This is a genomic window from Phenylobacterium glaciei (assembly GCF_016772415.1).
Taxonomy (GTDB): Bacteria; Pseudomonadota; Alphaproteobacteria; order Caulobacterales; family Caulobacteraceae; genus Phenylobacterium; species Phenylobacterium glaciei.
The window spans coordinates 1,984,684-1,998,300 of record NZ_JAGSGD010000001.1; the positions used below are offsets into that span (position 1 = coordinate 1,984,684).

Consider the following 13,617-nt stretch of genomic DNA (forward strand, 5'->3'; position numbering starts at 1 on the left):
ACCACGGTCTGTCTCGCCCGCGCGATTTTGCGCTAAGACATCAGCATGTTCTCAAAGATTCTGATCGCCAACCGCGGCGAAATCGCGGTCCGCATCATCAAGACCTGCCGCCGTATGGGGATCGCCACCGTGGTGGTCTATTCCGAGGCTGACGCCGACTCGATGGCCGTCGAGATGGCCGACCAGACGGTGTTCATCGGCGGCGCGCCCGCCTCCGAAAGCTACCTGGTCGCCGACAAGATCGTCGCCGCGGCCCGGGAGACGGGTGCCGAGGCCATCCACCCCGGCTTCGGCTTCCTGTCGGAAAACGCGAGCTTCGCCCGACGGCTGGAGAAGGAAGGCATCGTCTTCATCGGTCCCAACCCCCACGCCATCGAGGCCATGGGCGACAAGATCGAATCCAAGAAGTTCGCCACCAAGGCCAATATCTCGGTGGTCCCCGGCCACGTCGGCGAGATCGACGACACCGCCCACGCCATCAAGATCAGCGAAGACATCGGCTATCCGGTGATGATCAAAGCCTCAGCCGGCGGTGGCGGCAAGGGCATCCGGGTCGCCTGGAACCAGAAGGACGTCGAGGAAGGCTTCCCGGCCGTGAAGGCCGAGGCCAAGTCCAGCTTCGGCGACGACCGCATCTTCATCGAGAAGTTCATCGAGAGCCCGCGCCACATCGAGATCCAGGTGATGGGGGACAAGCATGGCAACGTCGTCCACCTGTTCGAGCGCGAATGTTCCATCCAGCGCCGTAACCAAAAGGTCATCGAGGAGGCCCCGTCGCCTCTGCTGGATGAGGAAACCCGCGCGGCCATGGGCGCCCAGGCCGTGGCGCTCGCCAAGGCGGTGAACTACGACAGCGCCGGCACCGTCGAGTTCGTCGCCGGCCAGGACAAGAGCTTCTTCTTCCTGGAGATGAACACCCGCCTGCAGGTGGAGCATCCGGTCACCGAGCTGATCACCGGGGTCGACCTGGTGGAGCAGATGATCCGCTCGGCCTATGGCGAGAAGCTGGCCTTCGCGCAGAAGGACCTGGCGATCAAGGGATGGGCCATCGAGAGCCGTATCTATGCCGAGGACCCCTATCGCGGCTTCCTGCCCTCCATCGGCCGCCTGGTGCGCTACTATCCGCCGCAAGAGGGTGAGATCGGCGAGATCATCGTGCGCAACGACGCCGGCGTCCGCGAGGGCGACGAGATCTCGATGTTCTACGACCCGATGATCTCCAAGCTGTCGACCTGGGCGCCGACCCGCCTGGCCGCCATCGACGCCATGGGCCGGGCGCTGGAGGACTTCCATATCGAGGGCCTGGGCCAGAACATTCCGTTCCTGGCCGCCGTCATGGACCAGGAACGGTTCCGGTCAGGCAAGCTGTCGACCAACTACATCAAGGACGAGTTCCCCGAGGGCTTCCTCGGGACCCCGCCCACCGACTGGCAGCGCGACCTGGTCTCTGCCGTGGCCTGCGCCATGCACCGCATCGTCACAGCCCGGTCCGCGCCACAGTTGCTGCGCGACGAGTGGATCGTCATCGCCGGCCACGACAAGCGCCTGGTGCGCCTCTCCAACGGCGGGGCCGCCTATCGGGTAGAGTATCTGAACGAGAACCGGTCGCTCACCCTCACCGACATCGACTGGCGGCCGGGCAAGCACGTCTTCAAGGGCGTCCTGGACGGCCGGGCCTTCACCGTGGCGGTCAAGCCCGCCGCCGAGGGCTTTGTGATCCGGCACCGGGCCACGACCCTGAACGTCCTGGTCCTGACCCCGCGTTCGGCCGAACTGCACGAGAAGCTGCCGGCCAAGAAGGCGGCCGATACCTCCAAGATGATTCTCTCGCCCATGCCGGGCCTCGTGGTGACCCTGGACGTGATCCCCGGCCAGCTGGTCCGGGCCGGCGAGGCCGTCTGTGTGGTCGAGGCCATGAAGATGCAGAACATCATCCGCGCCGAACGGGACGGCACCGTGAAGACCGTCGGCGCCAAGGCCGGCGACTCGGTGGCCGCCGACGAGGTGCTGGTGGAGTTCGCCTGATGCAGACCGACTGGGCGGCGCTGTTCTTCACGGCCGGCGGCCGGCTGGGGCGCACGCCGTTCCTGATCGGGGCGGCGGTGCTGATCGTGCTCGGGGCCATCTATGAGGCCATCGCCGGGGTGACCCTGCACTGGCTGACCGGCTGGTTCGTCTATCCGGCCCTGATCTACGGCGGGGCCTGCGTGCTGTCCAAGCGCCTGCACGACCGGGGCAAGTCCGGCTGGTGGGCGGCGGCGATCCTGTTCGCCCTGGTGGCCGTCTGGCAGCCGCCGATGAACCCCGCCGATGTGCTGCTGTCCCTGCTGCTGGTCTGGGCGGTGGTGGAGCTGGGGGTCATGGGCGGCGAGCAGGGGACCAACCGCTATGGCGCCAACCCGCTGAGGGCTGTCGTGGCCTAGATCGGCGCCTGCGCCCGCTCCACCGGCCCGAACACAGCGGCGAAGCTCTCCATCAGGGCCGCGTCGGCCTCGTCCAGGGTGACGGGCAGGCCCAGGTCCACGAGGCTGGTGACCCCGTGCTCGGTCTGGCCGCAGGGGACGATGCCGGAGAAGTGGGAAAGGTCAGGCTCCACGTTCAGCGAGACGCCGTGGAAGGACACCCAGCGGCGCAGTTTCACCCCGATGGCGGCGATCTTGTCCTCGCGGGTCGGCGCGCCCGAGACCTTGCGTTCCACCCACACACCGACTCGCCCGTCGCGAATCTCTCCGGTGACGTTGAACTGTTCCAGCGCCCCGATGATCCAGGCCTCCAGGCCAGCGATGAATGCGCGCACGTCCCGTCGGCGGGCGGTCAGATCCAGCATCACATAGGCCACCCGCTGGCCGGGGCCGTGATAGGTGAACTGCCCGCCGCGCGCCGTGGGAAAGACCGGGAATCGGTCCGGCTCCAGCAAATCGGCGGATTTCGCGGAGATTCCGGCCGTATAGAGCGGCGGATGCTCCAGAAGCCAGACCAGTTCGCCGGCCGACCCCTCGGCGATGGCGGCGGCGCGGGCTTCCATGGCGGCGACAGCGGCCTCGTACCCGACATATCCGGTCGAAACCGCCCACCCCACGGGGGCGCCGTCGGCCCTCCCGAAATAGGGCGCTGAGGCTTCAGCATTTAACGACCGGTCAAGCATGTCAGCGCCAATGTGGGGTCAAGGAACAGGGGGCGCAAAGCCCCCTTTGATTTCTTAGTGTTTTTTGATGGGTGGGGTTTTGGGTCAAGTTAACGCCGTCAACGTCGAGATTTCGGTGGTGCTGGGTCGCTCCACCCTGCCCATGCAGCAGTTGCTGCGGATGGGCAGGGGTGCGGTGATCCCGCTGGACGCCGGTGTCAACGAAGAGGTGTGGATCCTGGCCAATAACCACCCAGTGGCGCGTGGAGAGATCCAGATTAACGAGGATCGTATCTCCATCGCGGTCACCCGCGCCGCCGATGTTTACGACTATATGGCCGGCGGCTAGCCACAACGCTTCACAAACGCGCGGGGGTTTGCTACCTGCCGCGCCTCACCACGAGCGGTCGTGGCGGAATTGGTAGACGCGCAGCGTTGAGGTCGCTGTGGGGCAACCCGTGGAAGTTCGAGTCTTCTCGACCGCACCAGTGAATCAGGGTCTTTCGCAGCTGCAGAGCTAGAGCATCGTCATACATTAGGAGGGGAGGTCCGCATGAGCCGCGACACCGATCATCCTAAGGAAGACGATGTTCTTGACCTGCGGGCTTCGCGAACGAGCCTGACGTCCGCCGAGGTCGAGGACCTCGAGGATCTCGCCCTTGGCGAGGACTACGCTCTAAATCCTGACTTCGTGGCCATGGTGGTCGACGCCATCGACCGTGGCGACGCCGAGCGCCTGCGCGAGCTGCTGGCCGCCTTGCACCCCGCCGACGTGGCCGACCTGATGGGCTTCCTGTCGTCGGACTATCGCTCCGAGGTGGTGGCCCACCTCGACCCCGAGGCCCTGGCCGAGATTCTCTCCGAACTGGACACCGAGATCCGCGAGGACGTGCTTGAGCACGTGCCCTACGCCACCCTCGCCAAGGCGCTGGGGGAGATGGACTCCGACGACGCCGTGGACGTGGTCGACGACCTGGAGGACGACAAGCGCGCCCAAGTGCTGGCGGCCATGCCGGAAATCGAGCGCACGGCCATCGAGAGCAGCCTGGCCTATGAGGACGAGACCGCCGGCCGCCTCATGCAGCGCGAGGTGGTTTGGGCCCCCCAGTTCTGGACCGTCGGCCAGACCATCGACCACTTCCTGAAGGAAGCCGACGAGCTGCCCGAGCTGTTCTTCGACGTCTATGTCGTCGACCCGTCCCATAAGCCGGTGGGCGCGGTCCCGGTCAGCCACCTGCTGCGCACCCGTCGCGACGCGCCCCTGGCCCAGGTCATGGAGGCGATCACCGAGATCCCGGTCCAGATGGACCAGGAGGAGGTGGCCTACATCTTCGACAAGTATCACCTGATCTCCGCCCCGGTGGTGGAGCCGGGCGGGCGGCTGGTGGGACAGATCACCGTCGACGACATTGTCGGCGTCATCCAGGACGAGAGCGAAGAGGACATCCTGGCGCTCGCCGGGGTTTCCGACGCCGGCCGGGACGCCGGCGTGCTGGGCATCGTGCGCTCGCGCCTCCCGTGGCTGATCCTCAACCTGCTGACCGCCACCATCGCCGTCAGCGTCATCGCCGCGTTCCAGAACGAGATCGCCAAGCTCGTCACCCTGGCGATCCTGATGCCTATCGTGGCCGGGGTCGGCGGCAATGCGGGCACTCAGACCCTGGCGGTCGCCGTTCGCGCCCTGGCCAGCCGCGAGCTGAATGCATCCAACGCGACGCGCATCTTCCTGCGGGAGATCTGCGTCGGGATGATCGACGGCGCGGTGCTCGGCTCGGTGATGTCGGTGGCGGTCTTCCTGTGGTTCCACGACCTGCGGCTGTCGCTCACCGTCGGTCTGGCCCTGATCGTGAATGTCAGCATCGCCGCGGTGGTCGGCACCCTCGTGCCGCTCACCCTTGATCGTCTGGGACGCGACCCGGCGGTTTCCTCGTCGGTCTTCGTCACCTTTGCGACAGATTCGATGGGTTTCCTGTCCTTCCTGGGCTTGGCCGCTGTGATCCTGTTGTAACCGGCCTCTATCTTGCCCGTTGAGACCTAAGCGCTCCGGCGTCTGTCTCAAAGTGGGTCAACTGGCCATGAAACCGCGTCACCAAGTTTCCCGAACTGCGATCGACCTGATCAAGCGGTTCGAAGGTTACCGCCGGAAGTCCGCCCAGCTCGCCGATGGCCGCTGGACGATCGGCTATGGACACACGCTAACCGCCCGGGAAGGCGCCGAAGTCTCGGAACAGGACGCCGAAGCGCTCCTGCTCTACGACCTGATCGCCGTCGCCCATTCGGTCAACGAGTGGACCTACACCCCGCTGACCCAGAACCAGTTCGATTCTCTGTGCGCCTTCGCCTTCAACATCGGCGTCGACAACTTCCGCCGCTCCTCGGTCCTGCGCCGGGTCAATGAGGGCCAGCTGTTGCAGGCCGCCTGCGCCATGGAACTGTGGCGCAAGGCCGACTTTGAGGGCGAACGCATCGTCATCGACGCCCTGGTCCGTCGCCGGTCGGCCGAGAAGACCCTGTTCCTGACCCCGACCCACGGCTGGGTGCCCGCGCCGTCGCCGATCCTGCGTCCCAATGTGGACATGGACGCCGCCGGCATGGTGCCGCGTGAAACCCCCACGGCGCTGAAAGCGCCGATGGACGGGCCCCGCGCCATCGTCGAGCGCGAAGCCGATATCGTCGCCCCGCACGCTGCTCCGCTGCTGCCGGTCGAGGCCGTCGCCCCGGTGGCCGCGGTGACGCCGCCGCCCGCGCCGCTCATCGTGCCGGTGGCGCCGGAAGAAGAGGAACTGCCCAGCCCGACCCAGGCGGCCGCGGCCAGCGTCACCTCGCGCCTCTCCACCATCTTCCGCGACACCACCGCCGAACAGCCCGAGCCGCTGACCGAGTCCGCGCCGCCAACCAAAGCCGCCGCGCCGGTTGAAGCCGCTCCGCAGCCGATCGCTCCGCAGCCGGTCTATGTCGAGCCGACCGCGCCGCCGGCCGCCGCGCCGATCGCCATGGCGGGAGGTGACCGCGCCTTCGTCCTGACGCCGCCGGAAGAGAACTATCAGCCCGAGACCTTCGAGCGGCCCCGCATGGAGCTGCCCGTCGCGGCCAACGAATCGCACCCGACCCTGTTCGACCGCCAGACCTCGGCGGCCAACGACCAGCTGAGTCAGCCAGAGCCGCCGCGCGAAGAGCGCCGGATCTATATCGACGACACCCTGGAATACGATCCCGCCTTCGATCTGCTGGAGCCGGAACAGCCCAAGCTGAGCCTGCCGCTGCTGGTGGGCCTGACGGTGGTGGGTCTGGCCTTCTTCGCCGGCGGCCTGTTCTGGGCGGCCAGCGTCAGCCCCGATCGCGACGGCGGCCTGTTCAACCCGATGACCGTGGGCTGGATGGCGGCTCTGGCCGGCATCGGCTTCTTCGGGGTGGCGGTCTATCTGATGCTCGACCGGCTGGGTCGGGGCGACCTCGACGAAGAGGACGATCTCGACGCCGAGTGAATTTCCCGGGGGGGATAAGTAGGGAAGGGCCTGGCGCGTATCGCCGGGCCCTTTCTCATTTTGGGCTTGGTCGTGCTAACACCAGCCCATGATCCCGAACCATGGACCTTCGCTGGACTTCGGACTTGGCGAGACCGCCGAGGCCATCCGCGACACCACACAGCGCTTCGCCGCTGACCGTATCGCCCCGCTGGCCGCCGATATCGACGCGACCAACACCTTCCCGCGCCAGCTCTGGCCGCAGATGGGGGCGCTTGGCCTGCACGGCGTCACCGTCGAGGAAGAGTTCGGGGGGCTGGGCCTCGGCTATCTTGAGCACGTGGTGGCCATGGAGGAGGTGAGCCGCGCCTCGGCCTCGGTGGGCCTGTCCTACGGCGCCCACTCCAACCTCTGCGTGAACCAGATTCGCCGCTGGGGCTCGGAGGACCAGAAGCGCCGCTACCTGCCGCGCCTGATCTCCGGCGAGCATGTGGGCTCTCTGGCCATGAGCGAGAGCGGCTCGGGCTCTGATGTGGTCTCGATGAGCCTGAAGGCCGAGCGTCGCGGCGACCGCTATGTCCTGAACGGAACCAAGTTTTGGATCACCAACGCGCCGCATGCCGACGTGCTGGTGGTCTATGCCAAGACCGCGCCCGGCGAGAGCAGCAAGGGCATCACCGCCTTCCTGATCGAGAAGGACTTCAAGGGTTTCTCGGTCGGCCAGAAGCTCGACAAGATGGGCATGCGCGGCTCCGACACCGGGGAGCTGGTGTTCGAGGACTGCGAGGTCCCGGAAGAGAACATCATGGGGCCGGTGAACGGCGGCGTGGGCGTGCTGATGAGCGGCCTGGACTATGAGCGCGCCGTGCTGTCGGGCGGGCCGCTGGGGATCATGCAGGCTTGCCTGGACGTGGTCCTGCCCTATGTCCGCGAGCGCAAGCAGTTCGGCAAGCCGATCGGCTCCTTCCAACTGATGCAGGGCAAGGTGGCCGACATGTATGTCGCCCTGAACTCGGCCCGCGCCTATGTCTATGCCGTGGCCCGGGCCTGCGACGCCGGCCAGACGACCCGCTTCGACGCCGCCGGCGCGATCCTGATGGCGTCGGAGAACGCCGTGAAGGTCAGCCTGGAGGCCATCCAGGCCCTGGGCGGGGCAGGCTACACCAAGGACTACCCGGCCGAGCGCCTGCTGCGGGACGCCAAGCTCTACGACATCGGCGCCGGCACCAACGAAATCCGCCGCTACCTGATCGGCCGCGAACTGATCGGAGCCTAGACCTTCACCGCGTCAACGGTTTCTACACCTGCGATTCACCTTAGATGAGCAGACCACGCCGGGGGGCGGAGGTGAGAACGATGCGCTACGCCATTGTCCTGCTGTCGCTGCTGGCCCTCTCGGGCTGCGCCAGCCTGGAGCCCCCGCTCAGCTGCGCGGCGGGCGAGGAGCCCATGCGCACCGCCCAGCTGTTCTTCGGCCAGAACATCGGCGACAAGCCCGGCGTCTCGGATGCCGACTTCCGCAAGTTCACCGACGAGGTCCTGACCCCACGCTTTCCCGAGGGCCTCACCGTGCTGGACGGCGGTGGCCAGTGGACGGGGCCGGAGAACAAGCTGATCCGCGAGGCCGCCAAGATCGTCGTTCTGGTCCTGCCCAAGGAGGGCGGCGACACCCAGCGCAAGCTGGGGGAGGTGCGTCAGGCCTATGTCGCACGCTTCCACCAGGACAGCGTGATGATGGTCAGCCAGCGGGCCTGCGTCTCGTTCTGAGGCCTCAGGCCCAACCCTAAGTCCGGAACCCGACGCGACGCCCAGGGGTTTGATCTCCCGAAATGAAGGAGAAGAACACCATGCGTAAGATCCTGATGCTCGCCCCCGCCGCCGTCCTGGCGATGACGCTCTCGGCCTGCGGCACCACCGTCACGGAGCGGGCCGCCACCGGTGCTCTGGGCGGCGCGGCCGTTGGCGCCGTGGTCAGCGGTGACGCGAAGGGCGCGCTCGCGGGCGCCGCTATCGGCGGTGTCGCCGGCGCGGCCACAACCCCGCGCAACTAAACCAGACTAGTCGAGCCCGGCGGCCATGGTTCTCAGAGCCTGGGCCGTCGCGGCGTCGGCCGGGAAAAAGGTCTCCAAGGTCAGTTCCGACAGGGTCACGTCCACTGGGGTGCCAAACACCGTGATGGTCGACAGGAACGACAGCACACCATCGTCGGTCTTCAGCTGGAACGGGATCGCGACGCCCGCGAACTCGTCCGAAGGCTTGCGCGGCGGCTGGCCGTCCGGGATCGGATAGGCCCGCACCTCGGTCAGCAGGTCGGCCAGACCCTGGTCGGCGGTCAGCTCAACCTCACGGCGCAGACGCTCCAGGATATGGGCGCGCCATTCGTGGAAATTGGCCGTCCGCCGCGCCAGGCCGCGCGGATGCAGGCTCAGCCGGATGACGTTCAGCGGCGGCGTCAGCAGGTCGGCGTCGATCCCGGCCAGCAGGGGCGCCACCATGCGGTTGGCGCTGATCAGGTTCCACTGCCGGTCCACGGCCAGGGCGGGGTGCGGCTCGTGACCCGTCAGGATCAGGTCCACGGTGCGCCGCGCGGCGACCAGGGCCGGATCGTCCAGCGATCTCTGCGGGAAGACCGGCGCGAAGCCCCCCGCCACCAGGATCACGTTGCGCTCCCGAAGCGGGATCTCCAGCTGATCGGCCAGGCGCAGCAGCATGTCACGGCTGGGCTGGGCCCGGCCGGTCTCCACAAAGCTGAGGTGGCGGGTGGAGATCTCGGCCTCCAGGGCGAGGTCGAGCTGGCTCATCCGGCGGCGCTGGCGCCAGTCGCGAAGGTGGTCGCCCACCGCGATTGCTGTTCCCATCATGACCCCACGATAGCTCCGCGCGCGCGCAGGCTCCATGACCTGACAGGTAATCGTACGGCTTCGGTGCAGACATGCGAAAGGCCGCCGGTCGCCCGGCGGCCTTTCCACTGTCAGACCCGGCGCGGCTCACGCAAGCCTCTCCAGGCACGCCTAGGTCTGCAGCGTCCGCTCAAAGGGAAGCCTCAGCGGGGGCGCGAGACGGAACCCTGAGCAGATGCGTTGACGCCGACCGAGGCGTCAGCCCCGCTCTGCGAGGCACCGACGGAGGTGTCAGCACCCGCCGAGGCGTTGGTGGAGCGGGCTTCGGCGCGAGCCTGGCGCGCGGTCTGGGCCGCGGTGTCGCGGGCATAGTCAGCCGTGCTGCTGGCCGTGTCGCGGGCAAAGCCCGTCGTGCCGCGAACGGTGGAGCCGACCCCGCTGGTGTTCAACGAACCGTCCAGCGATCCAGAGCCCATCACGCCGCCGCCGGTCCCGCCGACCATGCCGCCGACGCCGCCGCCACCACCCAAGGCGCCGCCGACGAGTTGAGCTTGAGCGCCCGTACCGAGGGCGAGAAGAGCACTGGCGGCCGCGGCCGCGAAAATCGTGGTGCTACGCATGTTGTTCTCCCAATTTTGCGAGGCGCTGTTGCGTCTCTGGGGGGTCAAACGTCCGGCGGCGGCGTTTCCATCCGAACGTTCTTCACCTTTTTCCGCTCACTCGCCCGCGAACAGGGCGTGACCCGCGCCGACCGCCACAGGCGAGGTGCGAAGGTCGAAGGCCACCAGGCCGTTGCCGTAGATGGGATCGGGGCCGCGCGCGCCGAGGTCGGTCGCCTGGCGCGACAGGTCGGTGATGGCCCGCGCGGCGCCGGCCCGGTCGGGGCCGGAAAGGTCCAGGGCCAGGCGTCCAGCCACCAGGGGCGCAGCGAAGGAGGTGCCGCGCAGGGCCACATAGCCGCCCTGGGTGGAGGCGCGGGCCATATCGGACCCGGGGGCTGCGAAGTCTACGTGCCCGCCGCGCCCGGCCTCTGGCAGCACCTTGCGCCGGCCGTCGACCCCGGTGACCGACACCACGCCGGGATAGGCGGCGGGATACAGGGGCGGGGCGGCAGGGCCGTCATTGCCAACGGCGGCCACCACCAGATGGCCTCGGGCGACGAGAGCGCTCACGGCGGCCTGCAGGGTCAGGTGGGCGGACCCACCAGGCTGATATTGATGACCGGGATCTTGTTCTGCGCCATCCAGGCCAGGGCCTGGGCGATGATCGCCGCCGAGCCGCCGGTGGGGGAGCTGCCGTAGACGTCGGCCACCAACAGCCGCGCGCCGGGCGCCGCGCCTCGGAATGCGCCGCCACGGCCGACCATCAGGCTGGCCACCGCCGTGCCGTGGGCGCTGACCTTCAGCCCGCCGGGGGCGAAGCTGCGCTGCTCGACATTGCCCAGGCTGGGGTGCGCGGCCACGCCGCCGTCCACCAGGCCGATGCGGATGCCTGCGCCTTTCTTGCCGCCGCCGGCCACGGGCCCGCGCGACGAGGCGTTCACGACGCCCGCGCCGAGATAGATGTGGTTGAAGTCGTACTGGCCCTGGGGATCGAGCGCCTTCAGCCGCCGCACGGCCTCCCGCGCCGAGACCCCTGGGGGTGGGCTCAGGGTGACGGTGCTGAGGCCAAGCCCCTCGAGCCGGGTCTCTTCGCCGACGCGAAAGCCGGCCTTTCTGGCGATAGCCAGGGACTGCGGGGACGGTAAGAGCGCCAGCACCTCGCCGCGCACCACCGCCTGGCCGTGGTCGTCCACGTCGATGACGTCAGCATGGTCGCGGATCAGGGCCTGGATCTGCTGGCCGTGCAGGGCGGCGATGGACTGTCTGGCCAGGGCCTGGGTCTCTCGCACTAGGCCGCCGACGGTGGGCAGCAGGGCCGGGGTGGCGGCGGGCAGGGGAAGGCTCGGTGCGAGAACGCTTGGCGCGCGAGGCGAGGGCGGTGTTCGTGGCAGATCGGGGGAGCCGCCAGTGGGCATCCCACCGCCCGGCAGCCCGCCCATTGGCATCGACGTCAGGCCAAGGCCGCCCAGCTGTGCGCTGGCGGGCAGGGCCACGACGCTCATGGCCACGATGCTCAGCGAGCGCACGATCCAGCGATGACAGGGGCCCATCGTGAATTCCCGTTCCCGATGGACCTGTAAGCGCCGCAATGAGTTTTTGTTCCTGGTCACAATGGATGAAACGACCGGGCTTGCGCGTTTCATCCCCATACAGAGGCTAGGTCTTGGACGACTTTCAGCGTGAGATCGTCGAACTGCTTCCCCGCCTGCGCCGTCTGGCGCGGGCGATCACCCGGGACGTGGCGGACGCCGATGACCTGACGCAGCTCACCGTGGAGCGCGCCCTGGTGCGCGCCGACCAGTGGACGCCTGGGACCCGCCTCGACAGCTGGATGTACCGGATCATGAAGAACGCCTGGATCGACGAAGCCCGCGCCCGCACCCGCCAGGGCCGCGTGTTCGCGCCCGAGGAACAGGGTCTCAACGTCGGAACCGATGGGGCCGCCGCCATGGAAGCTCACCTCGAGGCCGCCTCGGTGGAGCAAGCCATGGGCCGATTGCCCGACGATCAGCGACTGGCCGTGGCGCTGGTGCTGGTGGAGGGGTTATCCTATCGCGAAGCGGCCGCGGTGCTGGAGGTTCCGGAAGGGACTCTCACCCGCCGTCTGGTCCGGGGCCGCAACGCCCTGCTGGTCGATCTGAGGGGTGCGGCATGAAGATCGACGACCGGAAACTGATCGCCTATGTCGACGGCGAACTCGACGCCTTCGGCCGCGCCGAGGTCGAGGCCGCGGTGGCCGCTGATCCCGTCCTGGGGGTGCGGCTGGAGGAACACCGGCTGCTGCGGGCCAAGGTCGGCGGAGCCTATGCTGGCGTGGCCCAGGAGAGTGTTCCCGCCCAGCTGATGGCCGCGGCCCAGGCCGGCGCCAAGGCGGGCAACGTCGTGAAGCTCGCCGACCGCCGCAAACCGCCGCCGGTGGCCAAGCCCCAGATCAAGCTCGCCCTGCCGGCCTGGAGCTCGGTGGCCGCGACCCTGATGGTGGGCGTGGTGGCGGGCTACGTGATCTCGCAGCAGAACGCCGGGGTCCTGGCCCCCAGCATGGACGGGGCCCTGGTGGCCAGGGGCGCGCTGGCCAAGGCGCTGGACAGTAATCTCTCGGCCAGTTCAGGTCCGGCGCGGCTGGGGATCAGTTTCAAGACCGCCGACGGACGCTACTGCCGCACCTTCCAGGCCGACGCCCAGCGGATCGCCGGGATCGCCTGCCACGAAGGTCCCCGCTGGATCGCGCGGATGACGACAGCGGCGCCGGCGCCCACCAAGGCCTTCGACTACCGCACGGCGGCCAGCGCCACGGCGCCGGCGGTGCTGGCGGCGGTGGACGGGATGATCGAGGGGGAGCCGCTGGATCGCGCCGGCGAGATCACCGCCAAGGCGCGGCGCTGGCGGAACTAGGCCCGCAGATCGAACAGCGTGCCCATGCGCTTGTCTTCGACCCGCTGGCGGGTGACCTGTTCGTCGGCTTCGCGGTTCTTCACCTGTTCGGGCTTGGCCTGTTCAGGCTTGCGCGCTGCGGTCACGGCGGGCGGGCCGTCTGAGTTCGCCGTGAAGGGCGCGGCGGTCTCGGATGGCTTCGGCGGGAAGATCAGGCGCCTGTGCGCATAGTCGACGGCCGGGGAGGCGTTTGTCGGTTCCATGCCGCCACTCTGAGGCCGCAGCATCAAGGTTTCGTTCAGACTTTGTGTTAATTGACGGAAAGCCTGAAGCTTTCAGCTAGGCCCTCAAGTCCACCAGTGCGCCGGACGTCTGACGGGACCGATCGCCGCCCGTTTCGTTTTGGGAGCTCGCGCTGGTGTTCAGATTGCTGAGGGCGCCGCCGAACACCACGGCAGGATCGCGACGAGGCTCGGTCTTGTGCGGCTTGCGTTCCTCGGGCGCGTTGACGCCGAAGGGGCCGTCCTTGGGATGGGCGGGGTCGATATGCTTCTTGGCGTAGGCGGCGTCCGTGCAGTCCTTGCACTGGAAGCCGTTGATCGTTTCCATGCCCGCATCCTCGCAGCCCTGTCCTAACGACAGGTTCGTCCGGAGTGAGGAAAGGTTACGCCAGACATGCGAACGGCCGACCCGTTGTCGGGGCCGGCCGTTCCATT

Annotated in this window: 17 protein-coding genes and 1 tRNA gene; 11 read left to right on the forward strand and 7 right to left on the reverse strand. The window is 68.1% G+C overall.

The genetic code is table 11. The features are described from left to right. Positions 1-45 precede the first annotated feature (45 nt). Positions 46-2,025, forward strand: a complete 1,980-nt coding sequence (locus JKL49_RS09645; RefSeq protein ID WP_215339993.1) for an acetyl-CoA carboxylase biotin carboxylase subunit — start codon at positions 46-48, stop codon at positions 2,023-2,025. Next, positions 2,025-2,423 carry a DUF805 domain-containing protein gene (locus tag JKL49_RS09650; protein ID WP_215339994.1) on the forward strand — a complete coding sequence of 133 codons (399 nt, stop codon included), beginning with the start codon at positions 2,025-2,027 and terminating at the stop codon, positions 2,421-2,423. The genes JKL49_RS09645 and JKL49_RS09650 overlap by 1 nt, the downstream gene beginning before the upstream one ends. On the opposite strand, the gene lipB is transcribed toward JKL49_RS09650, so the two are convergent. Then, positions 2,420-3,145 carry a lipoyl(octanoyl) transferase LipB gene (lipB, locus tag JKL49_RS09655; protein ID WP_215339995.1) on the reverse strand — a complete coding sequence of 242 codons (726 nt, stop codon included), beginning with the start codon at positions 3,143-3,145 and terminating at the stop codon, positions 2,420-2,422. The genes JKL49_RS09650 and lipB overlap by 4 nt on opposite strands. A 67-nt stretch (positions 3,146-3,212) precedes the next feature. Between lipB and JKL49_RS09660 the strand changes: the two genes are divergently transcribed. From JKL49_RS09660 to JKL49_RS09690, 7 genes are all read left to right on the forward strand, one after another. After that, the gene (locus JKL49_RS09660) at positions 3,213-3,473 is read left to right on the forward strand and encodes a FliM/FliN family flagellar motor switch protein (protein WP_215339996.1); all 261 of its coding nucleotides are present in this window, start codon (positions 3,213-3,215) and stop codon (positions 3,471-3,473) included. A 54-nt stretch (positions 3,474-3,527) separates the two neighbouring features. Further along, positions 3,528-3,612 (forward strand) — tRNA-Leu (locus JKL49_RS09665). Positions 3,613-3,677: 65 nt separating this feature from the next. Further along, on the forward strand, positions 3,678-5,132 hold the full coding sequence (gene mgtE, locus JKL49_RS09670) for a magnesium transporter (protein ID WP_215339997.1): 1,455 nt from the start codon (positions 3,678-3,680) through the stop codon (positions 5,130-5,132). Positions 5,133-5,199: 67 nt separating this feature from the next. Further along, positions 5,200-6,609: a lysozyme gene (locus JKL49_RS09675; RefSeq protein WP_215339998.1), complete on the forward strand. Its 1,410-nt coding sequence runs from the start codon at positions 5,200-5,202 to the stop codon at positions 6,607-6,609. 88 nt (positions 6,610-6,697) lie between these two features. After that, a complete protein-coding gene (locus tag JKL49_RS09680) occupies positions 6,698-7,864 on the forward strand; it encodes an isovaleryl-CoA dehydrogenase (RefSeq protein WP_215339999.1) in 1,167 nt (388 codons plus the stop codon). Between the two features lie 80 nt (positions 7,865-7,944). Further along, complete coding sequence (locus JKL49_RS09685) at positions 7,945-8,355, forward strand: DUF3574 domain-containing protein (RefSeq protein WP_215340000.1); 411 nt, start codon at positions 7,945-7,947, stop codon at positions 8,353-8,355. A gap of 80 nt (positions 8,356-8,435) precedes the next feature. Next, a complete protein-coding gene (locus tag JKL49_RS09690; protein WP_215340001.1) occupies positions 8,436-8,639 on the forward strand; it encodes a YMGG-like glycine zipper-containing protein in 204 nt (67 codons plus the stop codon). A gap of 6 nt (positions 8,640-8,645) precedes the next feature. On the opposite strand, the gene JKL49_RS09695 is transcribed toward JKL49_RS09690, so the two are convergent. The 4 genes from JKL49_RS09695 to JKL49_RS21310 form a co-directional block, all read right to left on the reverse strand. Then, entirely contained in the window at positions 8,646-9,449 is an 804-nt protein-coding gene (locus JKL49_RS09695; RefSeq protein WP_215340002.1) for a helix-turn-helix domain-containing protein, read from the reverse strand. A gap of 182 nt (positions 9,450-9,631) precedes the next feature. Beyond that, positions 9,632-10,048, reverse strand: coding sequence for a hypothetical protein (locus JKL49_RS09700; RefSeq protein ID WP_215340003.1), 417 nt, complete (start codon positions 10,046-10,048; stop codon positions 9,632-9,634). 96 nt (positions 10,049-10,144) lie between these two features. Next, a complete protein-coding gene (locus tag JKL49_RS09705; RefSeq protein ID WP_215340004.1) occupies positions 10,145-10,600 on the reverse strand; it encodes a S8 family serine peptidase in 456 nt (151 codons plus the stop codon). A gap of 14 nt (positions 10,601-10,614) precedes the next feature. Next, on the reverse strand, positions 10,615-11,580 hold the full coding sequence (locus JKL49_RS21310) for a S8 family serine peptidase (protein ID WP_215340005.1): 966 nt from the start codon (positions 11,578-11,580) through the stop codon (positions 10,615-10,617). 113 nt (positions 11,581-11,693) lie between these two features. Between JKL49_RS21310 and JKL49_RS09715 the strand changes: the two genes are divergently transcribed. After that, entirely contained in the window at positions 11,694-12,185 is a 492-nt protein-coding gene (locus tag JKL49_RS09715; protein ID WP_215340006.1) for an RNA polymerase sigma factor, read from the forward strand. Continuing rightward, a complete protein-coding gene (locus JKL49_RS09720) occupies positions 12,182-12,922 on the forward strand; it encodes an anti-sigma factor (protein ID WP_215340007.1) in 741 nt (246 codons plus the stop codon). The genes JKL49_RS09715 and JKL49_RS09720 overlap by 4 nt, the downstream gene beginning before the upstream one ends. Here JKL49_RS09720 and JKL49_RS09725 read toward each other — a convergent pair. Then, positions 12,919-13,164 (reverse strand): hypothetical protein, encoded by a 246-nt coding sequence (locus tag JKL49_RS09725; RefSeq protein WP_215340008.1) that lies wholly within the window; start codon positions 13,162-13,164, stop codon positions 12,919-12,921. The two genes, JKL49_RS09720 and JKL49_RS09725, sit on opposite strands and share 4 nt — an antisense overlap. Positions 13,165-13,240: 76 nt before the next feature. After that, positions 13,241-13,510, reverse strand: coding sequence for a hypothetical protein (locus JKL49_RS09730; protein ID WP_215340009.1), 270 nt, complete (start codon positions 13,508-13,510; stop codon positions 13,241-13,243). Between the last annotated feature and the right edge of the window lie 107 nt (positions 13,511-13,617).